At 66.6% G+C, this 25,988-nt stretch carries 20 protein-coding genes and 1 tRNA gene; 7 read left to right on the forward strand and 14 right to left on the reverse strand.

Features of this window, described 5'->3' with window-relative positions:
* Positions 1 to 15: 15 nt before the first annotated feature.
* The 3 genes from AC3WLC_RS05180 to AC3WLC_RS05190 all read right to left on the reverse strand — a co-directional run bounded on the left by AC3WLC_RS05180 (position 16) and on the right by AC3WLC_RS05190 (position 1,879).
* Entirely contained in the window at positions 16 to 672 is a 657-nt protein-coding gene (locus tag AC3WLC_RS05180) for a GNAT family N-acetyltransferase (RefSeq protein WP_346361856.1), read from the reverse strand.
* Between the two features lie 154 nt (positions 673 to 826).
* Positions 827 to 1,093: a 50S ribosomal protein L27 gene (rpmA, locus tag AC3WLC_RS05185; protein WP_091842353.1), complete on the reverse strand. Its 267-nt coding sequence runs from the start codon at positions 1,091 to 1,093 to the stop codon at positions 827 to 829.
* Between the two features lie 99 nt (positions 1,094 to 1,192).
* Positions 1,193 to 1,879: a 50S ribosomal protein L21 gene (locus AC3WLC_RS05190; RefSeq protein WP_092156691.1), complete on the reverse strand. Its 687-nt coding sequence runs from the start codon at positions 1,877 to 1,879 to the stop codon at positions 1,193 to 1,195.
* Between the two features lie 344 nt (positions 1,880 to 2,223).
* Between AC3WLC_RS05190 and AC3WLC_RS05195 the strand changes: the two genes are divergently transcribed.
* Positions 2,224 to 2,313, forward strand: a tRNA-Ser gene (locus AC3WLC_RS05195).
* Between the two features lie 279 nt (positions 2,314 to 2,592).
* On the opposite strand, the gene AC3WLC_RS05200 is transcribed toward AC3WLC_RS05195, so the two are convergent.
* The 10 genes from AC3WLC_RS05200 to AC3WLC_RS05245 form a co-directional block, all read right to left on the reverse strand.
* A complete protein-coding gene (locus AC3WLC_RS05200; RefSeq protein WP_493682857.1) occupies positions 2,593 to 4,170 on the reverse strand; it encodes a sulfite reductase subunit alpha in 1,578 nt (525 codons plus the stop codon).
* On the reverse strand, positions 4,167 to 5,963 hold the full coding sequence (locus AC3WLC_RS05205) for a NirA family protein (RefSeq protein ID WP_493682858.1): 1,797 nt from the start codon (positions 5,961 to 5,963) through the stop codon (positions 4,167 to 4,169). Before AC3WLC_RS05205 ends, AC3WLC_RS05200 begins: the two co-directional genes overlap by 4 nt.
* Positions 5,964 to 5,974: 11 nt before the next feature.
* Positions 5,975 to 6,766, reverse strand: coding sequence for an ABC transporter ATP-binding protein (locus AC3WLC_RS05210; RefSeq protein ID WP_493682859.1), 792 nt, complete (start codon positions 6,764 to 6,766; stop codon positions 5,975 to 5,977).
* Positions 6,767 to 6,778: 12 nt separating this feature from the next.
* Positions 6,779 to 7,687 carry a nitrate ABC transporter permease gene (ntrB, locus tag AC3WLC_RS05215; protein WP_493682860.1) on the reverse strand — a complete coding sequence of 303 codons (909 nt, stop codon included), beginning with the start codon at positions 7,685 to 7,687 and terminating at the stop codon, positions 6,779 to 6,781.
* A 41-nt stretch (positions 7,688 to 7,728) separates the two neighbouring features.
* Entirely contained in the window at positions 7,729 to 10,416 is a 2,688-nt protein-coding gene (locus tag AC3WLC_RS05220) for a molybdopterin-dependent oxidoreductase (protein WP_493682861.1), read from the reverse strand.
* Positions 10,416 to 11,630, reverse strand: a complete 1,215-nt coding sequence (locus AC3WLC_RS05225; RefSeq protein ID WP_493682862.1) for an NAD(P)/FAD-dependent oxidoreductase — start codon at positions 11,628 to 11,630, stop codon at positions 10,416 to 10,418. Before AC3WLC_RS05225 ends, AC3WLC_RS05220 begins: the two co-directional genes overlap by 1 nt.
* 4 nt (positions 11,631 to 11,634) lie before the next feature.
* On the reverse strand, positions 11,635 to 12,963 hold the full coding sequence (locus tag AC3WLC_RS05230; protein WP_493682863.1) for a CmpA/NrtA family ABC transporter substrate-binding protein: 1,329 nt from the start codon (positions 12,961 to 12,963) through the stop codon (positions 11,635 to 11,637).
* A gap of 310 nt (positions 12,964 to 13,273) precedes the next feature.
* Positions 13,274 to 14,323 carry a CmpA/NrtA family ABC transporter substrate-binding protein gene (locus AC3WLC_RS05235; protein ID WP_493682864.1) on the reverse strand — a complete coding sequence of 350 codons (1,050 nt, stop codon included), beginning with the start codon at positions 14,321 to 14,323 and terminating at the stop codon, positions 13,274 to 13,276.
* A complete protein-coding gene (locus AC3WLC_RS05240) occupies positions 14,320 to 14,904 on the reverse strand; it encodes an ANTAR domain-containing response regulator (RefSeq protein WP_493682865.1) in 585 nt (194 codons plus the stop codon). The genes AC3WLC_RS05235 and AC3WLC_RS05240 overlap by 4 nt, the downstream gene beginning before the upstream one ends.
* Before the next feature lie 41 nt (positions 14,905 to 14,945).
* Positions 14,946 to 15,383: a hypothetical protein gene (locus AC3WLC_RS05245; protein WP_493682866.1), complete on the reverse strand. Its 438-nt coding sequence runs from the start codon at positions 15,381 to 15,383 to the stop codon at positions 14,946 to 14,948.
* 26 nt (positions 15,384 to 15,409) lie between these two features.
* On the opposite strand from AC3WLC_RS05245, the gene AC3WLC_RS05250 reads away from it, so the two are divergent.
* From AC3WLC_RS05250 to AC3WLC_RS05275, 6 genes are all read left to right on the forward strand, one after another.
* A complete protein-coding gene (locus AC3WLC_RS05250) occupies positions 15,410 to 17,116 on the forward strand; it encodes an ATP-binding protein (protein WP_493682867.1) in 1,707 nt (568 codons plus the stop codon).
* Positions 17,117 to 17,199: 83 nt separating this feature from the next.
* Positions 17,200 to 17,817, forward strand: a complete 618-nt coding sequence (locus tag AC3WLC_RS05255; protein WP_493682868.1) for a response regulator — start codon at positions 17,200 to 17,202, stop codon at positions 17,815 to 17,817.
* A gap of 903 nt (positions 17,818 to 18,720) precedes the next feature.
* Entirely contained in the window at positions 18,721 to 20,451 is a 1,731-nt protein-coding gene (locus AC3WLC_RS05260) for a putative bifunctional diguanylate cyclase/phosphodiesterase (RefSeq protein ID WP_493682869.1), read from the forward strand.
* Between the two features lie 13 nt (positions 20,452 to 20,464).
* Positions 20,465 to 20,806 (forward strand): hypothetical protein, encoded by a 342-nt coding sequence (locus tag AC3WLC_RS05265; RefSeq protein WP_493682870.1) that lies wholly within the window; start codon positions 20,465 to 20,467, stop codon positions 20,804 to 20,806.
* A complete protein-coding gene (locus AC3WLC_RS05270; RefSeq protein WP_493682871.1) occupies positions 20,796 to 22,574 on the forward strand; it encodes a methyl-accepting chemotaxis protein in 1,779 nt (592 codons plus the stop codon). Before AC3WLC_RS05265 ends, AC3WLC_RS05270 begins: the two co-directional genes overlap by 11 nt.
* Positions 22,575 to 22,737: 163 nt before the next feature.
* Entirely contained in the window at positions 22,738 to 24,318 is a 1,581-nt protein-coding gene (locus AC3WLC_RS05275) for a methyl-accepting chemotaxis protein (protein ID WP_493682872.1), read from the forward strand.
* Between the two features lie 29 nt (positions 24,319 to 24,347).
* Here the strand turns inward: AC3WLC_RS05275 and AC3WLC_RS05280 are convergent, their stop codons facing one another.
* Positions 24,348 to 25,934, reverse strand: a complete 1,587-nt coding sequence (locus tag AC3WLC_RS05280; protein WP_493682873.1) for an ABC transporter substrate-binding protein — start codon at positions 25,932 to 25,934, stop codon at positions 24,348 to 24,350.
* Positions 25,935 to 25,988 lie beyond the last annotated feature (54 nt).

A 25,988-nucleotide genomic window follows, 5' to 3' on the forward strand; every position in this document is an offset into this window, starting at 1 on the left:
GCGGGCCCGTTGATTTCAGGCCATGCAGGGCTCTTCGCTGAAGCTGTCAGCCTGCTGCTGCTGTTCGGCAGCCGGCAGCGGGGCCCAGCCGGAGGCGCTCCAGCTCTTCAGCGCCGACCAGGTCGAGCGGTCGAGCCGGTACTGTTCGCAAGGGAACAGCCCGCCACGCGCCGGCAGCGACTTCAGGAAGGAGCCTTCCTGCCGGAAGCCGCTCTTCTCCAGCACCCGGCGCGAGGCCGGGTTGATGACGCGGGTGTCGGCCTCGATCGCATCGATCTCGACCAGCGAGAACATGGTGTCGATCAGCGCCTGCACCGCCTCGGTGGCATAGCCCTTGTTCCAGTGCGGCGTGCCGAGCCAGTAGCCGATGAAGGGCCGCCCGCTCGCCTGCTTGTGCGCGCCGATCATGCCGATCAGCTCGTTCGGCTTCTCACGCGGGGTGATCGCCAGCACGAGATGCTCGCCGAGCGCATTGCCCTTGCGCGTCGCGAAGACGAAGGGATCGACCGCCTGGGTCGGATAGGGATGCGGGATCGAGGCGGTCATCTCGGCCACGGCCTTCTCGCCGGCGAGGCGCAGAATCGCGGTGGCGTCGGCGATCCGCGGCCAGCGCAGCCACAGCCGCCTGGTCTCGAGCCGGAAGACGTCGTCTCTCGTCAATTCGGGGAACATCGGGTCTCTCCGTCGGCGCAAACGAAAGGGGGAGCTGGGCTTTGGTCCCATCTCCCCCTCGCTGACCTTCGGGAAACCCGCTTTCGGGCTTTTATTCCCTTGATCCGTCCGGTTCGATGGAACCGGCGGATCGAGAACATTCCCTATCCGCCGTTTATTCTGCGGCCTCTTGGGCCGGGACTACGTTCACGAAAGCTCGGCCGAGCTTCGTCGTGAATCGGACGCGACCGTTCGACGTGGCAAAGAGCGTATGGTCTTTGCCCATGCCGACGTTCACGCCGGCGTGCCATTTGGTGCCGCGCTGACGAATAATGATGTTGCCGGCCACGACCGCCTGGTCGCCGAAGCGCTTCACGCCGAGACGCTTGCTTTCGGAGTCGCGACCGTTGCGCGACGAGCCGCCTGCCTTTTTGTGAGCCATAACGCCCTACCTCAAAAACTCTTCAGTCCATGTAACCCGAATCGGCGGCAAATGCCACCCCGATCGGGCGTGAAGCTTCGCGGAGCCTGTCAGCGCCGGTCAGTAGTCCTCGCCGGAAGCGAGCTCGGCCTGGTCGGCCTTGGCCCGCGGCGGCTTGCCGGCGAGCAGCTCCTTGGCCTGCTCGACCCACTCCTCGCGGGTGGCGCGGCCACGCAGCTTCAGCTCTTCGTCCCACTTGGCGACGTCGGCCTCGGTCCAGGCGGCGATATCGTTCCAGGAGGTGATCCCGGCGGCGCGCAGCTTCTTCTCGATGGTTGGGCCGACGCCCGAGATCAGCGAGAGGTTGGAGGCGTCGAGGCCCTCGGCCTTCTCAGCCTTGGCGGCCTTCGGTGCGGCCTTGCCCTTGACGGCTTCGCTGCCGGCCTTGAGCGCGACCGGGGCGGCTTCGCCCTTCTTCATCTCCGGCTTCTTGCCGCCGGTGAGGATGTCGGTGATGCGCACCACGGTCAGCTCGGCGCGGAAGCCGCGCTTGCGCTTCGAATTCTGGCGGCGGCGCTTCTTGAAGGCGATGACCTTCTCGCCGCGAGCCTGCTCGACGATCTCGCCGGCGACGGTGATGTCACCGAGGAAGGGGGCGCCGATCGTCGACTTCTCGCCGTCGGTCAGCATCAGGACGGAGCCGAAAGCGACGGTGTCGCCGGGGTTGCCCTCGATCTTGGCGACGGTAATGCGGTCATTGGCGGCGACGCGGAACTGCTTGCCACCGGTCTTGATGACTGCGAACATCTTAGTGTTCTCCATGTTGAGCCCCGCCCTGTCATGTGCCCCTGAAGGGCGCACGCGGGACGGCTTTTTGGCAGTCGGTTGCGTGGTCGGGTTTGCTCTTCCGGGCCCGCTGCGTCCGCCGCATCGAAGCGGCATGGTCGGCGGCAGCCAAAAGAGATCAGGCGCGGGTTTCCCCACGCCGGACGCGGCTTCCTAGTCGCGCGAGGGCGATGCGTCAAGGAAAAGCAGCATGGCAGCTGCGGATTTCAGGGCGATGACGGAGTTGTGGACGCATCGTTCCGGAAAGGCTTGTGTCGGGCGGATGCAATGTGTAGTAAGCACCCCGCCTCGACCAGAGCGACCGCGGACAGGTGGCAGAGTGGTTGAATGCACCGCACTCGAAATGCGGCATACCTGCAAGGGTATCGGGGGTTCAAATCCCTCCCTGTCCGCCATCTCTTTTATCTCACGCCAGTTCGCTTCGCTCAGGGCTCCGATGGGGCGGCCTTTCGGCCGGTCGCGCTCCTGGTTCCGAGTTCGAACTTTCGTTCTCACTCTCCGCTATTTCCCCCTGTAAGTTTTTGATTTTAGGGCGCCATTTTTCACCGGTCGCGGGGGCGCAAAATCACCTGCAGGCGATGTAGCGGTGCGGAAGGCCAGGTTTTGAGGCGACACAGCGCCCTTCGTCGTTGATGGGCAGAGCGGCGCCAGCATGGCTCAGCGAGCCTGGAGCTCTAATAGACGTCTGCCTGATAGCGCCCCGCCTTCCGCAAGGACGCGACATAGGCGATCGCGTCCTCGGCAGAGCGCCCGCCATGCTCCGCGACGATATCGACCAGCGCGCGCTCGACATCCCTGGCCATGCGCTTGGCGTCGCCGCAGACATAGAAATGCGCGCCTTGCTCAAGCCATGACCAGAGCTCGCCGCCGCGTTCGCGCATGCGGTCCTGGACATAGACCTTGTCGCCGTCGCGGGACCAGGCCAGCGTCAGGTTGGTGAGGAAGCCGGAATCCTTCATCGCCTGCAGCTCCTCCTCGTAGAAGAAGTCGCAGGTCCGGCGCTGGTGGCCGAAGAACAGCCAGTTGCGGCCTGGCGCCTTCGTCGCCTGCCGGTCGTGGAGGAAAGCACGAAAGGGCGCGATCCCGGTGCCGGGGCCGCACATGATCACGGGCGCCGCCGGATCGGCCGGCAGCCCGAAGCCATGGGCGCGCTGGACATAGACCGGCAGCTTGTCGCCGGGGGCGACGCGTTCGGCGAGGAAGGTCGAGGCGACGCCCCAGCGCGGGCGCGAGCCGATCCTATAGCGCACCGCATCGACCGTCAGCGTAATGCGTCCGGGCGTGGCCTTGTGCGACGAGGAGATCGAATAGAGCCGCGGCTGCAGCGGGTCGAGGGCCTCGACGAAGGCTTCCGCCGAGAGCCGGGCCTGCGAGAACTTGTGCAGCGCGCCGAGCACGTCGAGTCGATCGAGGTCGCCATCGGGGTCCTCGCCAGCGGCAAGGCGTCTCGCCTTGGCGCGAGCCTCGCCGCCCGTGACATAGGACAGGAGCTGGAACAGCGCGTCCGGCGCGGGGCCAAGGGCGCAGTCCTCCAGAAGTCTCCCACGCAGCGACTTGCCGCCGATCTCCGCGTCCGGCCGCGCACCCAACAGCGCGATCACCGCATCGACGAGGCGCGGGTCGTTCTGCGCGACGATGCCGAAGGCGTCGCCGACGATATAGTCGAGACCGCTTTCGACGAGGTCGAGCTCGACATGCCAGGTCTCCTTCTCGGACCCCTCGCCATTGAGCTTGCGCCGCGACAAGAAGGTCGCGAGCGCCGGGTTCTCGCGGGAGCGGCCGATCGGGCCGACAGGGGCGACAGAGGCAGGCTCGGCCGCAGCAGCCGGAACTGCACTACCTTCCTCCATCAGGGCCTTGAGCTGACGCAGCGTCTCCTTGCCGCCGGGCGCGCAGAGATTGAGCCGGCCTTCCTTGCCCTCGGCGATGGCGGCGGAATAGGTCTCGCAGACATAGCCGCACTGCCCGCAATCCTGCTGGGCCATGGCGGCGTAGAGCTTGCGGGGCAGCGGCTTGCCCTCGGCAAGCCCCATGCGCTCGGCCATCTCCAGGGACGGATCGTGCCAGGGCGCGCCGTCGTCGGCCTCGGCCATGACCGCGGCGTTCTCGGCAGGCGAGAGCGCGGTCACACCGGCATTGTCGAGCGAGAGCAGGCCGGCGAAGAAGCCGTTGAGCCAGGAGCGCTGCTCCTCGCTGAAGGGCGCGGTTTCCGGCAGCACCTGGACGATCGGGTTCGGGCTCTGGACGGTCATGCCGCACCTCCGATCTGCTCGACCAGTGCCTGCAGGGCTGCGATCTCGTGGCGGCGGGCAAAGGCGACGAAGCTTTCGTCGGGCGCGGCGCGATGCACCTGCCAGGTGCGCAGGATCGCCTCGACCAGGGCCGGCGCCTCCTCGGCCTTGACCTTCTCGCGGAAGGGCCGGGCCATCCCGCCATCGACGCCATAGCCGCCGCCGACAAGGAGGTCGTAGCCCGGCACCGTGTCGCCCTCCTCGTTGACCGGCACCTTGGCGCCGATCAGGCCGAGATCGCCGATATAGTGCTGGGCGCAGGAATGGTGGCAGCCGGTGAGGTGGATGTTGACCGGCAGGTCCAGCGTGATGCGCGGCTCGCAATGGGCGGCAATGGCGAGCGCATCCTCCTTGGTGTGGGCGGCGGCGAACTTGCAGCCGGTCGCGCCTGTGCAGGCGATCAGCCCGGCCCGCAATACCGAGGTTTCGGCCGAGAGGCCGATCGCCTGCAGATTGGCCAGCACGTCGTCGATCCTGGCATCGGGCACGCCGGAGATCAGCAGGTTCTGCCACACGGTCAGACGGATATCGCCGTCGCCACACTGCTGTGAGATGGCTGCGATGGTCCGCATCTGCGCGACTGTGAGCTTGCCCACTGGCAGCGCGACGCCGACCCAGTTGAGGCCGGCTTGAGCCTGACTGTGAACGCCGATATGGGCGAGCCGGTCATAGAGCGGTCGCGGCCTGACGAAGGCGCCGTCTAGCCGGACCAGCCGGCGGCCGAGCTTCTCCTCGACGGCGGTGAGGAACTTGTCGAAGCCCCAGGCATCGAGGACGTATTTGAGCCGTGACTTGTTGCGGTCGGTGCGGTCGCCATTAGCAATGAAAACGCGGACGATCGCATCGGCGACCGCGATCGCGTCGGACGGCGCGACGATCACCCCGGTGTCGCGGGCGAGATCCTTGTGGCCGGTGATGCCGCCGAGCGCGAGGCGATACCAGATGCCGGGCGCGACCGGCTGCCCTTCGAAAGCTGCCCCCTCTGCGACCTCGATGGCCTGGAAGCCGATATCGTTGGTGTCTTCCAGCGTCGCGATCGAGCCGGCGCCGTCAAAGGCGACGTTGAACTTGCGCGGCAGCCCGTAGAGCGAGCGGTCGTTTAGGATGTGGTGGTGCCAGGCGCGGGCATGCGGGCGGGTGTCGAGGAGTTCGAGCGGGTCGATGCCGGCTGTCGCCGAGCCCGTGACGTTGCGGATATTGTCGGCGCCGGAGCCTTTCGCGGTCAGGCCGAGATCAGCCAGGCCTTCCAGCAGTAGCGGGGCGTTCTCGGCGGTGATCTCGCGGATCTGGAGGTTGGCGCGGGTGGTGACGTGGCTGTAGCCGCCGCCGAGGCTTTCGGCGATGTCGGCGACGCCGGCGAACTGCCAGGCCTTGAGGATGCCGTTGGCAATGCGCAGCCGGCACATATAGCTGTTCTGCGCCGGCGCCACATAGAACAGGCCGTGATAGCGCCAGCGGAAATTGTCCTCCGGCTTGGGGTAGGTGCCCGACGCGGCCTGATCCTTGAAACGGGCATAGGCGTCGAACGGATGCTCGGCCGCTTTCCACTTCTCCTGATCGACGAGCTTGCCACCGGCCGCGACCGTCCTGGCCTGCGCCTGCGCATGCTCCCTGTCGGGACCATCAGGCTTGGCCGGGGCGCTGCCCGGCGCGCCGCCGAGCGGGCCGAGGCCGCGCGCCGTGCGGGCCGACTGCATGCCGCTGACGAAGCCTTCGAGGTAGCGCTTCTGGTCGAGGGTGAAATCGTCGCTCATGGCCGGTGCCGTCACGCCGCCTCGACGAAGCGATGGCGCTCGTAGAGGAACTTCAGCACCGCCTCGCGCGCGGCGATGTAGGTGCGGTCGGTGACCAGCTCCAGCCGCTTGCGCGGGCGGGCGAGGCGCACGTCGAGCACCTCGCCGATGCGCGCGGAGGGGCCGTTGGTCAGCATCACGATCCGGTCGGAGAGCAGCACGGCCTCGTCGACGTCGTGGGTGATCATGATCATGGTGTTGCCGAGCGCCGCGTGGATCTGCATCACCGAGTCCTGCAGATGGGCGCGGGTGAGCGCGTCGAGCGCGCCGAAGGGCTCGTCGAGCAGCAGGATCTTGGGTTCCATCGCCAGGCCGCGCGCGATGCCGACGCGCTGCTTCATGCCGCCCGAGATCTCGCCCGGCCGCTTGTCCTTGGCGTGCCCCATCTGGACGAGATCGAGATTGTGCATGATCCAGTCATGCCGCTCAGCCTTGCTCTTCTTGCCGCCGAAGACCTTGTTCACGGCGAGCGCGACATTGTCGTAGACGGTGAGCCAGGGCAGCAGCGAGTGGTTCTGGAAGACCACGGCCCGGTCCGGGCCCGGCGCGTTGACCTCCTTGCCTTCGAGCAGGATGCCGCCGGTGGTCGCGGGGGTGAGCCCGGCGATGATGTTGAGCAAGGTCGACTTGCCGCAGCCGGAATGGCCGATGATCGAGACGAATTCGCCCTTGTCGATGACGAGGCTGACGTCCTTGAGCACTTCCGTCGTGGCAGTGCCGCGCTGGAAGCGTTTGTCGACATGGTCGATCTTGAGATAGCTCATCGCTTCGTCCCCTCAGTTGGTCGCGGTGCCGCGGGTGACGACATGGCCGATGAGAGCGACGAGCCGGTCGAGCAGGAAGCCGACCACGCCGATATAGACCAGCGCCACGATGATGTCGGAGAGGCGGGACGAGTTCCACGCATCCCAGATGAAGAAGCCGATGCCGACGCCGCCGGTCAGCATCTCGGCGGCGACGATGGCGAGCCAGGACAGGCCGACGCCGATCCTGAGGCCGGTGAAGATGTAAGGCGCGGCCGAGGGCACCATGATCTTGTAGAAGAACTCGATCTGGTTCAGCCGCAGCACCTTGGCGACGTTGCGATAGTCCTGCGGGATGTTGCGGATGCCGACGGCGGTGTTGATGATCACCGGCCAGATCGCGGTGATGAAGATCACGAAGATCGCCGAGGGCTGGCTGTCACGAAAAGCGGCGAGCGAGAGCGGCAGCCAAGCGAGCGGCGGCACCGTGCGCAACACCTGGAAGACCGGGTCGAGGCCGCGCGTCGCCCAGATCGACTGGCCGACCAGGGCTCCGAGCAGCACGCCGACCACCGCCGCCAGGGTGAAGCCGATCGCGACGCGCTGCAGCGAGACCAGGATGCGCCAGCCGAGCCCGATATCCTGCGAGCCTGCCCAGTAGAACGGCTCGGTGATGAGATCCTTGGCCTCCTCCCAGATCTTGGAGGGTGGCGGCAGCGAGGATTGCGGACCGGACGCAGCGATCTGCCAGAACAGCAGGATCAGCGCGATGGTGATCAGCGGTGGCAGCAGGTTGACGAGGGCGCCTTTCGCCAGGGGCGCGAGCCTGGCCGCGAAGGGCTTCGCGGGGCCGGCCGGCAGGGGCACGACCTCGGACGGCTTGCCCGAGAGCGCGACGACCGTCGCGCTCGCAGTCGTGCCTTTCAAGACAGGCTGACCCATGTTCCAGTCTCTCCTCTGATCGGGCGTTTGCGTCGCATTCGTCATGCCGCCTCGCTCGCGCGGGACTGCGCGCCGATGCGGCGGATTTCGGGGAGGCAGGAGCCGCAATTGGTCCCCGCCTTGAGTTGAACGCCGATCTCCTCGGCCGTTGCCGCGCCGGCCTCGAAGGCGGCGCGAATGGCGTTCAGGCCGACGCCGAAGCAGGCGCAGACGGTCGCCCCGGGATCGGCGCCGCCGGGATTGCGCCCCGCCAGCAGGGCAAGCCGGCTCTGCACGGTCGCCGCCGGATCGGCGAAGACGGCCTTGACCGTGTCCCAGAGCGGCGCGCGGCCAGCCGGAGCGAGGAAGAGGGCGGCCTGGAGCCGGCCATCGCGCAACACGGCACAGCGATAGCTGCCGCCGTCGCGGTCGATCAGCTCGGTCAGCTCGTCCGCATCGAAATGCTCGCGCACCAGGCTTGCGATCGCATCGACCGAGGCATCGGTGGCGAAGAGCCGGCCTTCGCCGCCCTGCACGGCAAGCCGCGTCCACCAGCTTCCGGCTGGAAGGGCGAAGGGCTCCCGCGCGAGGACGAAGCCTTCGAAGCGATAGGTGACGGGCGCGATCGCGATCGGCGTCGCCTTCATTTCCGGCTGGCCGGAGAAGGGATCGCAAAGCGGCTGCGTTAGGGCTCCGATCCGCGCGTCGGAAGCGGTCTCGCCCGACCAGTGGATCGGCGCGAACAGCTCGCCGGGAGAAACGCCGTCATCGGCGCTGACCTTGAGCACGGCGCTGCCATGGGCGCTGGCCAGGCGCGCAAAACCGCCCTCGACAAGCCCGAAGCGCGTAATGTCGGCCGGATGCAGATAGACCGAGGGCTCGGCGATATGGGCGCTGAGCCGCGGGCTGAGGCCGGTCCGGGTCATCGTATGCCAGTGGTCACGCACGCGGCCGGTATTGAGCAGTAGCGGGAAGGCTTCGCTCACCGTCGAGGCGAGTTGCGGCACAGCGAGCGGGCGCATCTGCGCGCGGCGCCCGGGACCGAAGAAGTTCCCATCGCCGAAGAGTCGCGCTGTGCCTTGCGGCTGATGGGCCGGCACGGGCCATTGCACCGGCTCGAGACCGTAGTAGGAGGCCTTGTCGAGGCCGGCATGGGCGCCGATGTCGAAATCGCGGGTACCGTCGTTCTCGAAGGCCGAGAGCGCCGCGTGCTCGGCATAGATTTCGTGCGGGCCGGCATAGGCGAAGGCCGCGCCGAAGCCGAGGCGCCTGGCGATCTCGCAGATGATCCACCAATCCGGCTTCACCTCGCCCGGCAAGGCCAGGAAGGCGCGCTGGCGCGAGATGCGGCGCTCGGAATTGGTGACGGTGCCGTCCTTCTCGCCCCAGGCGGCGGCCGGCAGGATGAAATGCGGCCTGGCCGCGAGCGTGTCGTTGGAGAGCACGTTCTCGGAGACGACGAAAAGATCGAGCCCGGTGAGCGCGACGCGAACCTTGTCGGCATTCGGAAGGGAGACGGCGGGGTTCGTCGCCATCACCCACATCGCGCGGATGCAGCGCTCGGCGACCGCCTCGAGCATCTCGACGGCTTTCAGGCCCTCGTGACCGACGATATTGGGTGCCTGCCAGAAGCGACGGACGCGGTCGATCTCGTCCGCGCCGTAGCCCATATGGGCGGCGAGCATATTGGCGAGGCCGCCGACCTCACGCCCGCCCATGGCGTTGGGCTGGCCGGTCAGGGAGAAGGGGCCGCAGCCGGGCCGCCCGATCCGGCCTGTGGCGAGGTGGCAGTTCAGGATCGCGGCGACCTTGTCGGTCCCTTGCGCCGACTGGTTGACGCCCTGGCTCCAGGCCGTGACGACATGCGGTGTGCTCGCCCAGAGCTCGTAAAAGGCCGCGATCTCCTCAGGTTTCAGGCCGGTGGCACCGGACACCGCGGCGATGTCCGGTGCAATTTCCCGCGCGTTGGCGAGCGCCTCATCGAAGCCGGCGACATGGCGCGTGACATAGGTCCGGTCGACGAGACCGCGATCGGCGAGGTGGACGAGCAGGCCTGCGAACAGCGCGGCGTCGGAGCCGGGCTTCAGCGCCAGAACCATGTCGGCGTCTTCCGCAGTCGCGGTGACCCGCGGATCGAGGACGACGACGCGCGCGCCGCGTTCCCGCCGATTGTCCTGCATCCGGCGGAACAGGATCGGATGGCACCAGGCCGTGTTCGAGCCGACGAGAACGATCAGGTCGGCACTGTCCAAATCCTCGTAGGCGCCGGGCACGGTGTCCGAGCCGAAGACCCGGCGCTGGGCCGCGACCGTCGACGACATGCAGAGCCGCGAATTGGTATCGACATGCGGCGTGCCGATGAAGCCCTTCGCCAGCTTGTTGGCGACGTAGTAGTCCTCGGTCAGGAGCTGGCCGGAGAGGTAGAAGGCGATCGCCTCGGGGCCGTGCTCGGCGGCAATGGCCCGCAGACCGGCCGCGACGGCATCGAGCGCCTCGTCCCAACTGGCTCTGTCATAGCTGCCGGCGGCGTTGCGTTTCAGCGGATGCTGCACGCGGGTGCCGAGCCCGAGCGTCTCGCCGAGCGCCGAGCCCTTGGAGCAGAGCCGCCCGCGATTGGCCGGATGGTCGGCGTCTCCGGCGATGGAGGCGCCGCCCAGCCCGTCCGGCGTCGCCTTGACGCCACAGCCGACCCCACAATAGGGGCAGGTCGTGCAGGTCGCAGCCGGAGCGAGGGGAGCATCGTGGCGCATCACGCAGCCATCCCGACGCAATAGCCCTCGCCAAATGGCAGGTCGGCGCGGATCGCGCTGATGTCCTGGCCCGAGCGGATCAGCCCGAGATAGAACAGCGCGCCGCTGGTGTCGCCGACGAGAACGCAGCCGGCGAGCCGCCCCTGGCGCAGCAGGAACTTGCGGTAGATGCCGGCGGCCGGGTCGCGCAGCAGCAGGACTTCATCGTCCTCTCCCGGCTCGACCGAGCCTGCCGAGAAGACGCCGACGCCGCTGACCTTGAGGTTGGTCGCCAGCAGCGAACCGGTATAACGCTCTCTCGCACCGGCAAGTCGCGCGGCCAGCACGCGGGCCTGCTCATAGGCGGGCTCGACCAGGCCGTAGACCAGGCCTCGATGCTCGGCACATTCGCCGATGGCGAAGATGCAGGGATCGCTGCTGGCGAGACCGTCATCGACATCGATGCCGCGATTGACGTCGAGCCCAGCGGCGACGGCGAGATCGACGCGCGGGCGCACGCCAATGGCGACGACGACGAGGTCGGCCGGGATCAGGCCGCCATCGGTCAGCTCGACCGCCTCGACACGGCTCTTGCCGACGAAGCGCTCGGCCGTGCAGTTCAGGCGAATGTCGATGCCGCGAGCCGCGATCTCGCCGGCGAGCAGGCCGGCCCCCTCACGATCGAGTTGGCGCTCCATCAGCCGGTCGGCGAGATGCAGCAGCGTGACCTTGCTGCCGATCCTGGCGAGCCCGTAGGCCGCCTCCAGTCCGAGCAGGCCGCCGCCGATCACCACGATGCGCGCGCCGGTCGCGGCAATGGTGCGGAACAGCGCGACATCGGCGACGTCGCGGAAGCTGGCGACGCCGGGCAGATCCAGCCCCGGCACCGGCGGCATCAGCGGTCGCGAGCCGGTCGCGAGCACGAGCTTGCCGTAAGGCAGGACGAGACCGTCGGCCAGGGTCACGCTTTTTCCCGCCCGGTCGATGCTCGTGACCGGCTTGCCGTAAAGCATCGAGACGCCGCGCGCTTGCCACCAGGCGGCGGGCTTCAGCTCGATCTCGGGCTCGGCGATCTCGCCCGCCAGCAGCGGCGAGAGCAGCACGCGGTTGTAGGCCAGCCGCGGCTCGTCCCCGATCACCGCGACCGCATAGCGTCCGAGCGCCTGCCGGCTGAGCTCGTCAGCCAGCCGCGTCGCGGCCATGCCATTGCCGACGATGATCAGGGGCTCGGCCATGGTGTCAGGCCACCCGCTTGATCTTCAGCGCCTTGAGATACTCCAGCGGCGCTGCGGGATCGAACTTCATGCCGTCGAAGAAAGTCTCGACGCCGCGGGAATCCGCAGTCGGGGCGCCGGCGACACCAAGCGTCTTCGCGGCTTCCCGCCAGAGATCGGCACGGTTGGTCTTGTCGACCAGGGCCTTGATGTCGATCGTCGGCTCGAACTTGCCCCAGCGGATGTTCTCGGTGACGAACCAGGTGTCGAGGCTCTTCCAGGGACAGGAGGTCGCGCCGCCTTCGCCCCAGAACTTCATATAGAGATTGGTGCCCTTCGCCTCGCGGCCATTGCCGTAGTTGATGTCGCCGAGCAGGCGCTTGTTGATGTCGCCGGTCGGGACGTTGAACCATTGCCGCTTGCCGACGATCTCGGCGAGCTCCTGGCGGTTCTCCATCTTGTCGGCCCACATCTGGGCTTCCATCACGGCCATCAGGATGGCCTGCGTCGCCTTGGGATTGGCATCGACGAAATCGGCGCGCATGCCGAGGATCTTCTCGGGATGCCTGAACCAGAGCTCGCCGGTAGTCAGGGCGCTGTAGCCGATGTTCTGGTTGACGAGCTGCTCGTTCCAGGGCTCGCCGACGCAGAAGCAGTCCATGGTGCCGACCTTCATGTTCGCCACCATCTGCGGCGGCGGCACGACGATGACCTTGATCTCGGTGTCGGGGTCGATGCCGCCGGCGGCGAGCCAGTAACGGATCCAGAGGTCGTGGGTGCCGCCCGGGAAGGTCATGGCGGCCGTCAGTTCCTTGCCGGCGGCCTTCTTGCGCTCGAAGGCCTGCTTCAGCGGCGAAGCGTCCTTCTGGACGTTGAGGTCCTTGTATTCGTTGGAGACCGAGATCGCCTGCCCGTCCTCATTGAGGTTGAGCAGCGTGTACATCGGCAAAGGCTGGCCGTTCTGCATGACCTTGCCGGTGGAATAGAGATGCGTCTTCGGGCGCAGGATGTGGCCGCCGTCGATGCCGTTGTTCTTGAAGCCGAGCGCCATGTTGTCGCGCGTCGCGCCCCAGGAAGCCTGCTTGGCGATGTCCATGTCCGGCAGGCCATATTTGGCGTAGAGGCCCTTCTCCTTAGCGATGATCAGAGGCGCCGCATCTGTCAGAGCGATGTAGCCGAGGCGGGTGCCCTTGACCTCTGGCCCCGCTGTCTGCGCGAAGGCGCCGGAAGGCAGGGCGGTCTTCGCAGCGGCGAGCAAGGCGGCCGTGCCGGACAGATTCAAGAAGTCGCGGCGGCTTGTGCCCATCTGCCGGGCCGCGACTGCCCTGGTCCGGGCCTTGGAGCTGTGCGTCATCGATCGCCTCTTGATTGCTGAATTGCTGGCCGCCTGAAACCAGCCCCGAATGCGAAAAACGCCGCGCGAAAGACGCCTCGACAGGCGCATTCCGACAGCGACGTTGCTGTGTCTTCCGGATCGGGGATGGCGCGGGCAGCGTTGGCCGCGTCGCATCACTTCCTACAAGGATCGTGCCAACCGCCTACCGGCAGCCCCAGCCTTGAATTGCCATAGATTGCTGGCGGCGCGGCGCAGGTGGTGCGCGAGGGTTGTTTGTTGCAGCGCACAATCGCGACGCAATTGCCTAAGTAATGGGCTACTCTTTTGCCTACGCTAAGATGCTGTCAAAAGAGGCAGGCAGAAAGACATGACGTGCGGCGTCGCGCATTTGCGGTGTCGCCATGACCTGCCCGGCGCGCTCCATGCCGGCAAGAACCCAGTCGGCATCATCCGGGTCGGGACGCAGGGCGTCCCGGTCGAATCGGATGAACCGCTCGATCAGGCGCGTCGACCGGTCGGCGCCCTGGATCAGCTCTCCCTGCAGGATGCGCTCGATGAGCTCTGCCGGCAGCGCGAGCCGATCCGGCGCGGACAGGTGATGCGCCATGCGCGAGACATTCTCCGGACGGCAGGCCCAGGCGCTGGCCTTCAGGATCGCGGAGCCAAGCTTCGAGACGGCGGCCGGGCGCTTCTGCACATCGTCGGCACGCCAGGCCAGAACCTTGTCGTGGCAGTTGCGCCTGAGGTCGACGCTGGCATGGACCATCGCGCCAACGCCAGCGGCGACTGCCGCCGAATTCCAGGGCGCACCGGCGCAGAAACCGTCGATCCGCCCGCTGGCGAGCGCCTCGACGGTTTGCGGCGGTGGCACGACCTCGAAGCGTATATCCTCGCCGAGCATGAGCCCGGCTTTCTCCAGCCATTCGCCGAGCAGGTAGGTATGAGTCGAGAAGCCGAACACCGCGGCGAAGGTGAGCGGCGGCAGGCCCGAAGCCCTGCGGCGTGCGACCATGGCGGCGAGTGCGCGGGCTGAGGCGGTCGTATCGGACAGTTCCCCCTCGGCGAGGCGAGACAATTCCTCGAAGCGTCGCAGCGAAAGGGTGATCGCGGCGCCATCGCGGTTGAGCGCCAGCGGCGCCGCCATCGGGGCCTTGACGCCGCCGATGCCGAGCGTCGCGGCGATGGCGGCCGGGCCGAGCATATGGGCGGCATCGAACAGGCGCACATTCAGCTTGTCACGCAGATTCGACCACGAGACCTCGCGGACCAGCTCCAGATTCAACCCCTCAGCCTCGGCGAATCCCTCGTCCTTGGCCAGAACGACCAGTGCGCAATCGACCAGCGGCATGAAGCCGACCCGCAGGTGCAGCGTCGTCATTTCAGCATCTCCGCGGCGGTGATGAGGGAGCGGGCGATGTCGACGAGCTTGCGCTTCTCGTTCATCGCGGTGCGGCGCATCAGGGCGTAAGCCTCGTCCTCGGACAGGCCCTTCAGCCGCATGACGATGCCCTTGGCGCGGTCGATCGTCTTACGGTCCTCCAATTGCGAGCGGGCTTCGTCGAGTTCCTCGCGCAGCTTGCGGAAGGCATTGAAGCGGCTGATGCAGGTCTGCAGGATCGGCTGCATCCGCTCCTTCTTCAGCCCGTCGACGATATAGGCGGAGACGCCGGCCTCGACGGCGGCCTCGATCGAGGCCGAATCCGACTGGTCGACGAACATGGTGATCGGCCGGCGGACATGGCGGCTGACCAGGAACATGTCGGCCAGCGCGTCGCGGCTGGGGTCTTCGAGGTCGATCACCACGACATCGGGGTCATGGCTTTCGATGGCGGCGACGAGACCGGTCGTCGCCGTCATGCGGATGAGCTGATCGTAACCCGCTTCCCGCAGGCCTTCCTCGATGATCGCGGCCCGGATCTGGTTCGCGTCCACGATGAGGATCCGCAGATTGGGCGCCATGCCTTCCAGTCGTTCCTTTGGAGTGACCTGGAATCACGCAATCAGGAATCGTGCCACCGCGGCTGGTTGGGGCGTGTGAATCGCGCGAGACCAAAGAGGCGACCGGTTGGGGACGAGGCGCGAAGCTGCGCAAGCTGGCCGCCGATCTCATGCTGGGCCGCAAGATGCTTCAGGACGTGACCCACCGAAAGCTCTGAGGGCGGCTCGCCGGAGGCTCGACAGTCCAGCTGAAAGATCGCGGGCAGCAAGCCGATGTCATCCGCCGCGCCCTCACCAGGCGGGGAGCGGCTCAGAATTCCGCCGAGAATGCATCGGGTATCGACCTGATTTCGAACTGTCGTGAAGGACTGCCAGTATGATCTTCGCGCAAAGTGGATATCCGCCGGCGCGAAGATGATGCGATAGAACAAAGGACCAGTGCACGTCTGCGTTTCGAAGCGATCCAGTTTTTTCCCGAAGTGATGGGCATGCAGCGACATGAGCCGCCCGATGAACGGCGGCGCCTATGATGACCGTGTTCCACCGCCCGACATCGGCGCTGCTTCTGGTGCTGGGCATACTGGGCTTGCTGGCATTCGAGACCTGGCGCAGCCATCGGGCCGCGCAAGAGGACGCGGAGCGCAACGTCGTCAATCTGGTGAAGCTTCTGTCCGAGCAGACGGCCCGCACGATTCAATCGATCGATCTGAGCCTTCAAAGCGTGGCGGCGGAGGCGGCGGGCACGCCCAACCTGACCAACAGCGATCCCCGTTTCATCGCCGAGATGCGTAAGCGCTTGAGCGCCTTGCCCTTCGTGCGTGCGTTGTTCGTGGTCGGAGCGGACGGCCTCGTCTCGCAAGACACGAATTACGCGACGACGCCGCGGACCAATGTGGCCGACCGCGCCTATTTTGCAGTCCAACGAGATGACATCTCGGCCGGGCTGTATATCGATGCGCCCTTGCGCAGCCGCACATCCGGAGCCTGGGTCATCGCGCTGTCGCGCCGGATCGAAGCGCTCGACGGCAGTTTCGCCGGAGTTGCGGTAGCCCTGGTGGATCCGATGTATTTCGAGCGCTTCTACAGCCAGCTCTGGATCGGCGGTGGTAACGTCGCGCTGTTCCGCAGGGATGGTGTCGAGCTCGCCCGCTCACCGCATATCCACGCCTTGATCGGCACCTCGGCCGCCGGGCGGGAAACCTTCAGGCGATTTCAGGACGGGAGCGCTCCAGAGGTCTTCTGGGGGACGAGCCCGATCAACGGAATCGAGCGGGTGGCAAGCTTCAGGGCGCTTGAAAACCTGCCGCTCGTGATGCTCGTGACGATGAGCAAGGCCGCTGTGATGAGCTCATGGCGATCGCATATGACCGTGACGGGCGTCGGGGCGGCGATCATCATCGTGATGTTCGCAGGCATCGAGGCGCTGACGCGGCGGCATCGGCTACAGGAAGAGCGGGCCAAAGCGCGCCTGGTGGAGGCGGAGCGGCTCGAATCGATCGGCCGCTTCGCGGCGGGGGTGGCGCATGACGTCGGAAATCTGCAGAGGATCGTCCGCTCTGCCGTCCTGCTGCTGCGCCCTGAGGTCGTGGAGCGGCAGAAGGCGGGCGAATTGCTGGACCAGATCGATGCCACCCTCACTGTCGGCGGCGAACTGGTCACCCAATTGCTGTCGCATGCCCGCACCGGCCACCGCGCGCCCGGCGTCAACGATCTGAACCTCGTCATATCCGAGGCGCTGCCGATGCTCCATCGCGCCGCAGGGCCGAAGGTGGAAGTCCGCCTATCGGCCGCGGCATCAGCCCTGCCGTGCCGGATCGATCGCCCCCAGCTTCTCGCCGTCCTGCTGAACCTGATCCTGAATGCGCGCGATGCGATGCCGGGCGGGGGGATGGTGCTTCTCGAGGTCCGGGACGAGCGCGCTCCGGGGCAGGCTGGGCCGGGCTGGAGCGAAATCCGGGTGTCCGACAACGGGCAGGGCATGTCGGAAGCGATCCTCGGCCAGGCCTTGGACCCCTTCTTCACCACCAAGGCGGCGGGGCGGGGCAGCGGCCTGGGGCTAAGCCAGGTCCAGACTTTCGTCGACGACTGCCAGGGAGGGCTGGAGATCACGAGCGAGCAAGGAAAAGGAACGACGATCCGGCTGCGCCTGCCGCTGGCCGAGATCGATCAGGCTGAAGAGGCCGGGACGCGCGCGCTGCCATCTGTTCCGGATACGGCGCGCCCGCCCGCTTGATTCCGTGAGACCGACAACCGAGACTGCTGCGAGCAAGTCGAGACCCGAGCATGATGGGTAGACGAGAGCTGAAGATACTGGTCGTGGACGACCATCCCATCGTGCGCGGTGGCCTCAGGGCGATCCTAGAAGCCCAACCGGGCTGGCATGTTTGCGCCGAGGCCGGGAATGGCGAGGAGGCGGTGCGCCTCACGCTCGACCATGTTCCCGACGTCGTGGTGATCGACCACTCGCTCCCGATACTGAACGGGCTGGAGGCGGTTCGGCAGGTTCTCCGCAGCCTGCCCGACACCCGGATGCTGATCTATACGATGCATGACGATGACGGGCTGATCCATGATGCGCTGAAGGCCGGTGCGCGCGGCTATCTGCTCAAGTCCGAGGACGACCGGGAGGTCGTCGCCAGCGTCCGGGCGCTGGCGGAAGGGAAGACCTATTTCTCTCAGCGCGTGGCGAAATGCCTGCTGGACCAGCTCCTTTGCACCGACAAGACGGTGGCGTCGCAGACATTGACCGCCCGTGAGCGGGAGGTCGTGCAGCTCGTCGCGGAAGGGGAATCGAATAAGTCCATTGCGCGGCGCTGGGGCCTCAGCATCAAGACCGTCGACACGCACCGCACCTCGGCGATGAAGAAGCTGAATCTGCGCACGGCGGTCGATCTGGCTCGTTACGCGATCCGCAACAGGCTGATCGAGCCGTAGTCTCCGAACAGGGTTTGTCGGGGGCTGCATTGGGCGCGCAGTCTCGGCCGGCGCTTCATCACGGCGCCGCAGGCCTACTGCGGTGCGATCGTTGATCTGCCCGTCACCGCGGAAAGAGCTGCTTCACGTCGAGCAATCCACTTGCCGATCGATCTGCGGGGCAGGCCTGCCGGGATAGGTCCTAGGGGAATATCGCTGCAGTGCTCAGGTGTTCGCCCGGTTGTCTGCATTTTCCAGTGTCAGTTACGTTGCCTATCCGAGTGACGTTGCGGAATTTATGTATGAAATACACTTTGCTCGCCTAGGTTGTATTGTGTTCATGGCGTTGTCAAGATCTCTTGGATTATTGATCTCGCAGTGTATCAATATCCGATTCATCGCGGTGTTTGCGGTTTTGTTTGTTGATAGATAATAACTCGATAATCTCGTATCGAATGTGAGTTTTACAATTGCTTAGGAAGTTCACCCGCTTGTAGTCATGCAGACTTTTCAACAACGGTTTCGACTATGATTATAGTTTCAGTTTGCCTGGAAACACAAATCACCCTGCGGTTCTCAGGCCGACCGCGGTTGATGGCAAGTCTGGACGAGGGCGTTCCGAAACGCGCCGACCGCAGCAGATCCCGGACAATGCGATAGCTATCAGGCGCTCGGATGCGGACCGCGCGAAGTATCGCTGCGAGATTTCGGACAAGGATGCGGCGGCCGGGGACGATGGGGGCAGCGAATGCTCCCCCTATGCCGAAGCCAACGCCGTTTCTCCAACTTGCCATTGTAATGAAGGGCCTCGGCATGCGCGGGCGTGCTTCGGTATATTCTTGGGCGCATTCATGCCGGCGCTTCGCTTCTCCGATGATCGCCTTGTTGCAGGGCTTCAGCCGCGCCCGCCCGCGCAGAGCGCAAATGGAGGCCCGGCGCCGGGAGCGGGAGGAAAAGCGGCTCCTGCACATGATCGAGGACATGCCGGCCGCGGTGATGACGGTCGAGCCGGGCACGTTCAGGATCGGCTATGCGAACGAGGCCTCCAGGGCATTGACGCGCAGGATCGAGCATCTGCTGCCGATCGAGGCCGGCGAGCTCGTCGGCGCGCCCATCGAGGCGCTCTACAAGAAGCCGCAGCAGCCCTGGCGGGCTTTGGTCGAATCCGGCTCCCTGCCGCACGCCGCGCGCATCGAGATCGGGCCGGAAGTGCTCGACCTCAAGATATCGGCCATTCTTGGCGCCGACGGCTGCGATCTCGGGCAGATGGTGATCTGGGCCCTCGTCACCAAAGAAGTCGAGGCCGAGAGGCGCATTCGCCAGCTCGCCCATTACGACACGCTGACGGGGCTCCCCAATCGCACCTCCTTCCATGACGCCCTGATCAACAGCTTCGTCGCTCCGGACGGGCGAACCGGGCTGCTGCTCGTCGACCTCGACGGCTTCAAGAGCGTCAACGACACGCATGGCCATCACATGGGCGACATCCTGCTCGGCCAGGTCGCGGATCGCCTGCGCGAGATCTGCAACGGGCCTGGCATGACCGTCGGGCGGCTCGGAGGCGATGAGTTCGCGGTTCTCGTGCAGGACATCCCGGAGACTGCCGCTGCCGGGATTGGCAAGCGGATCGTCGGGGCTCTGAGCGCGCCCTACGACCTGCGGGACGGCCGGAGCATCCAGCTTGGCGCCACGGTCGGCATCTCGCTGGCGCCGGTGCACGGCAATGCCGCCGATCTCCTGCTGACGCGAGCCGACATGGCCCTCTACGCGGCCAAGGCCGCCGGCAAAGGTCAGGTCCTCGTCTTCTCCCCGGCGATGGAGGTGCGCGTGCGGGAGCGCCTGCGGCTGGAAGCCGACCTGCGCTCCGCGCTCGAGACGAAGGACGGGCTGTTCGTCTTCTACCAGCCGATCTTCGACGTCGAGACCGGCCAGGTGACGACACGTGAAGCGCTGGTGCGCTGGCACCACCCCGACAGGGGCTGGATCTCGCCGGCGCAATTCGTCCCGATCGCCGAACAGAGGGGGCTGATCGACCAGCTGAGCATGTTCGTGCTGCAGAGTGCCTGCTGCGAAGCGGCCCGGTGGCCGGACGGCGCGTGCGTCGCCGTCAACATCTCGGCCAACCAGCTCGGCAAGGGCACGCTGGCGCCGACCATCCTCGCGGTCCTGGTCAGGTCCGGCCTGTCGCCCGACCGGCTGGAGATCGAGCTGACGGAGACTGCCCTGTTCGGTTCGGAAACGGGCTGCATCGACGATCTGCGGCGCCTGCGCGACATGGGTGTGCGGATCGCGCTGGACGATTTCGGGACCGGCTATTCCTCGCTGTCGTATCTGCAGATGTTCCGGTTCGACAAGGTCAAGATCGACGGCTCGTTCATCAGGCACATCGTCACGCGGCCGGAGAGCGCCGCCGTGGTCAAGTTCGTCGCCGATCTCGGCCGGCGGCTCGATATCACCACCGTCGTCGAGGGCATCGAGACGTCAGAGCAGTTCGACTACATCCGCAAGGAAGGCTGCCGGGAGGCCCAGGGCTATCTTCTGGGCGCGCCGGCTCCGTGTGATGCGGACGCGCCGGCGGTCGAGCGCCTGCATCGTGCGCACCGGCAGTCACTGCAAGTTCTCAATCGAAAAACAGCACTGAAGCGCCGAATTTGATCGGAGAGGCAAGATGTCGGTCATCGATCTGCAAAGTCATGTCCTTCTCAAAAAGAGCAGGGATGTCGAAGCGTTTACGCAAGCTATCGCGAGAGTGAATTCCGAAATCAAATTCATGAAGGACATCATCGAGAAAGCGCAGATCCATGACGACGACAAGATTGCCATCCTGTCGAATTTCATCCGCATCTTCGAATTGTCCTTCAAGTCGCTGGTGACGTATTACTCCGTCGCCTACAAAGATATCGCCGAGCAATTCACCGCCACGGGCGAGCGTTCGGCTGCCGACGGCAGCGACCAGCCCGGCGCCCCTCCTCGCACCGATGCGGTCGAAGGAGCGGACCATGGCAATTGACCTGCTGATCGGCCGCCGGCCGACCGAAGCCGGAGAGGCGGCCGCGATCCGTCGCACGCAGGCGGTCATCGAATTCGACACTGCCGGCACCATCCTCGAGGCGAACGAGACCTTCCTGCGGACGGTCGGCTATGCGCGCGACGAGGTGGTCGGCAAGCACCATCGGATTTTTGTCGAGCCGGAGATCGCAGCCTCGGCAGATTATGGCCGGTTCTGGACCCGGCTGGCCGGGGGCGAGGCGATCGACGCCCAGTTTCGGCGCATCGGCAAGGGCGGGCGCCAGATCTGGCTGCAGGCCGTCTACACGCCGGTGCTCGGCCGTAGCGGCAAGCCCGAGAAGGTCGTGAAGTTCGCGACCGACATCACCGACCACAAGGCGATGATCGCGAATTTCGAGGGGCAGGTCGCGGCGATCCGCAAGTCCCAGGCCGTGATCGAGTTCGACCTCGCCGGCACCGTGCTCGACGCCAACGACAATTTCCTCAGGACGGTCGGCTACTCCCTGGATGAGATCAAGGGCAAGCACCATTCGCTGTTCGTTGATCCGGCGCAACGCGGCAGCGATGCCTATGCCCGCTTCTGGAAGAAGCTCGGCCGCGGCGAATACGATGACGGGCAGTATCTGCGCTTCGGCAAGGGCGGCCGCAAGCTCTGGATCCAGGCCAGCTACAATCCGATCCTCGATGCGCTCGGCAAGCCCTACAAGATCGTCAAATACGCCACCGACATCACCGCCAACGTCACGGCCCAGGAGGCGCTGCGACTGGCGGTCGAGGAGATCAGGTCGGTGGTCGCCTCGGCGAAGGCCAAGGACCTGACGCGGCGCGTCCCGCTGTCAGGCGCAAGCGGCGAAGTTGGCGAGCTCTGCAACGGCGTCAACGACCTGCTCGACTCGGTCGCGGGGATCGTCCGGACGGTCGCGGAGATGTCGGGGCAGATCACGGCGAATTCGGCCAGGATCAGCCGCGACGGCCGCGATCTCGCTGAGCGGACCGAGGAGCAGGCGAGCAGCCTGGAGGAGACCGCGGCAACGACCGAGGAACTCGCCGCCTCGGTCAAGCAGAGCGCCGAACGCGCCCGCCAGGCGACCGGGCTCGGGGCGAAGGCCAGCGAGGCGGCGCAGCGCGGCGGCGCGATCGTCGGCGAGGCGGTGAGCGCGATGGAACGCATCGAGACGGCCTCGCGCGACATCGCGGAGATCGTAACCGTGATCGATGCGATCGCGTTCCAGACCAACCTGCTCGCGCTCAACGCCGCCGTCGAGGCGGCGCGGGCGGGCGATGCCGGTAAAGGGTTCGCTGTCGTCGCCTCGGAGGTGCGGGCGCTGGCGCAGCGCTCGAGCGACTCGGCGAACGACATCAAGAAGCTGATCTCGAACTCGACCCTGGAGGTCGCGAGCGGCGTCAAGCTGGTGAAGGACACCGGCACCGCGCTCTCGGACATCGTCGATGCGTCAAAGCTCGTCGCCGAGGCGCTGGCCGACATCTCCGAGGCTGCGCGCGAACAGGCCAACGGCATCGACGAAGTCGCCAAGGTGGTGGCGCATATGGACGACATCACCCAGCAGAACGCGTCGATGGCGGTGCAGAGCGCGAGCGCCTCGCAGGAGCTCGAACGCGCGACGCAGACCTTGCGCGAGATGGTTGCGGCCTATCGGACGGATGGCGAGGCGGGGGCGGACCTGTCCCGGCGCATCGTCGGCGAGTTGCGGGGGAGTGCTCCTCATCTTGCGCCAGCCGTGTCGTCCGTCAGGCGCGCCGGCGCCTGACCTTGGCTCATGCGGACGCCGGAGCGGGCATCGACCCTGCATCCTCGGGCAGGCGGCCTCGCCTGCTCGCTGCCGGTGGTCGGCCTTCTTGTCAAAGCATCGGGCTGGCCCAGGACGCGGATTGCGCTCTTCGGCCCGGTGCCCCCGTTTCAGAGTGTGCGTGATGGAGCAGACTGCTATTCGCCATGAGATGAGCTGGCACACGCGCCTGCTCCTGCGCTACGACGCCTGGGTCACCCGATCGCTCGGCCTCCCGCTCCTGCCGGGCTCCGTCGCCGGCGCGCTGCGCCAGGCACAAGCCGCCCGCTATCTCCAGACGCTGCCGCCGATCCTCGTTTCGGCCATGCTCTCCGCCGCCACCATCGCCGTCGTCGCGCTCTATTACGGCTGGCGGCTTTTCCCGCTGGCCTGGGCCTCCTGGGTGATCGCGACCGCCTGGGCCGGCATCGCGCGGATCAGGCGGGTCCGGGAGCGGCGCAGGACCGATGCGCCGTCGCAGCGTTTCGTCGCCCGGATCATCCTGGACACCGCGATCGTCGCGATGCCGTGGGCGGTGCTGCCGATCGTCGTCAATCCGAGCGTCGCGCCGGAGATGGAGGTGATCATCGCGACCATGCTTGCGGGGCTGGCCTGCGCCGGCGTCTTCATCATGGCGATCATTCCCTCGGCCGGACTGCTGTTCCTCGCCATGCTGATGATCGGACGCATCGTCCAGCTCGGCTTCACGCCGCTCGATCACGCCGTCCCCAATCTGGTGCAGCAGGCGATGTACGGCCTGGCGCTGGTGCTGGCGTTGCGGACCATGGCGCAGCTCTTCATCGAGCATGTCCAGGCTTCCGCGGTGATCACCTCGCTGGGCGAGGAAGCCGAGGAGCGCGCGAGTCATGAACAGCGGCGGCGCACGCAGGTGCAGCACCTGGCCGGCGACTTCAAGGAGACCGTCAGCCGGCCCTTGCAGCAGATGTCCCAGGCCGTCGACCAGATGAACGGCGCGGCCACTCAATTGTCGGAGATCTCGACGACCTCGCGCCTTGGATTGGAAGAGCTGCTCGCGACCGTTGCGGAGACGAAGGGGGGCATGCGGCTGGTCGAAGCCGAATCCCTCAGGCTGTCCGAGAACATCGCCATGGTCCTCGATGCCGCGCGCAACACCACCGCCCTCGTCCAGGTTGCCGCCGCCGAGGTCGTCTCGTCGATCGCCGTCAAGGAGCAGCTCGGCTGCGCCGTCCGCGACATCGAGCGGATCGCGGACCTGATCAGCGACATCGCCAGGCAGACCAACCTGCTCGCCCTCAACGCCACGATCGAGGCGGCGCGCGCGGGGCCGGAGGGCAAGGGGTTCGTCGTGGTCGCGCGGGAGGTGAAGCTTCTGGCTTCACGGACAGAGGCGGCGACGGAGGAGATCAGCAGCCGGATCAAGGTCGTTCGATCCGCCGCCGAGGATTCCCTCTCGGCGAGCCGGACCATCGGCAACTCGGCGAAGGCGATCGTGAACGTCAGCAACGGCATCATCGTCGCGGCCGATCTGCAGGCGAGCGGCGTGGCGTCGATCGTCGAGGCGGTGACGCAAGGGGTCGCGGCGGCTGAACGCGCCGCCCTGACCATCGAGGAGGTCGCCTTGCGGACGGCCCAGACCTTGAGCCAGGGCGCCCATGTCTCCGAGGCCGCCGGCCATGTCGATCGCTCGACGCGCGATCTTGCCGGCGTCGTCGAGAGCTTCACCGCGGGCATCGTCGCGGTGTGACGGGGAGGGCGGGGCTGCCGCTGCCCCGCTCAGCTTGGCCGTGCGCCCCAGAAAAGGGGAATGCCGCGCGGCAGATCGGTGATGCTGGTGCGCCAGGCGCTTTGCGTCTTCCACTGGCCGAGCGGGATGAAGGGCACGTCCTGCCAGGCCTGCTCCTGGATCGCCCGGCAGATGCGCTGGCGCTCGGCGAGGTCGGGCGCCTCGAACCAGGCGTCGCGCAGCCGTTCGATCTCGGGCGAGGTCAGCCAGCCGCCGGCCGCCTTGCCGTCGCCGCGCAGGCTGATGCTGACCGCCGGATTCACCAGATCATTGCCGGACCAGGTGCCGATGAAGGCGCTCCAGCCGCCGTTCTCGACCGGCTGCTGGCTGGTCCGCCGCTGCATCACCGTGCCCCAGTCGGTCGAGACATAGTCGACATTCATGCCGATGCGGGTCAGCAAATCCTGCGCGACCAGAGCCAGCGCGTTGATCGCGTCGATGTTCGAGGCTGCGAGCAGCACGACCCGCTCGCCGCGATAGCCGGCGGCGACCAGCTCGCGCTTGGCCTTGGCGAGGTCGCGCGGGCCGAACAGCCCGGCCATGCCCGCATCGTTCGCCATCGGCGTGCCGGGGGTGAAATAGCCGACCCGGTCGTTCCACATCGCCGGATCGTCGCCCGCAATGGCCTGCATGAACGGTGCCTGGTCGACCGCGGCGAGCACGGCCCGCCGGATCGCCGGGTTGTTGAAGGGGGGCTGCAGGTGGTTGAAGCGGAACACGCCGACCGAGCCGGCGGGGTCGAGCGTCTCGACGGCGACCTTGCTGTTGCCTTTCAGTAGCGGAATCAGGTCCGGCGGCGGCGCCTCCCACCAATCGATCTCGCCCGACTGGAGCGCGCCCGCGGCTGTGCCGGCATCGGGAATGGTGAGCCACTCGACCCGGTCGAAATGGACGACCTTGGCGCCGGCGATGAAGCTCGGCTTGCCGGGAGCCGGGACATAGCGGTCGAACTTGGCATAGGCCGCGGAGGCGCCGGGCACCCGCTCCGAAGCGAGGAAGCGGAACGGGCCGCTGCCGATGACTTCGGTGATCTGCGTCGTCTGCGGCGTAAGGGCGATCCGCTCCGGCATGATCGCGCACATATACGGGCTGGCCTTGCCGAGCGCGGCGGGCAGGAGCGGGAAGGGGCGCTTGAGTTTGAAGCGGATCTCGCGATCGGAGGCGGCCGAGAGCTCGTCCGTCACCGCCATCAGCTTCTGGCCGAACGCGTCGGCAGACGCCCAACGCCGGATGCTGGCGACGCAGTCCTGGGCGCGCACCGGCGTGCCGTCGTGGAAGAGCAGCCCGTCGCGCAAGGTCAGCTGCCACAGCAGGCCATCGTTCTCGACCACATGCCCCGCCACCATCTGGGGCTGCGGCTCGAAGCTGGAATCCAGCCCGTAGAGCGTGTCGAACACCATGAAGCCGTGGTTGCGCGCGATATAGGCCAGCGTCCAGCCGGGATCGACGAAGCTGAGATCGGCATGCGGGGCGAAGCGCAGGGTGCGGGCGCGGTTCGCCTGCGCATGGCCGAGGCGCGGCATGGCAAGCCCTGCGGCGGCGGCGCTCGCTCCGGCGATGAAATGGCGGCGGTGCATGCTCCTGATCTCCCCTCTTGTCGACTGTGTCGTCATGTCATTCCGGCTGTGGCG

The sequence above is a fragment of the Allobosea sp. GW821-FHT03A12 genome, assembly GCF_058986765.1.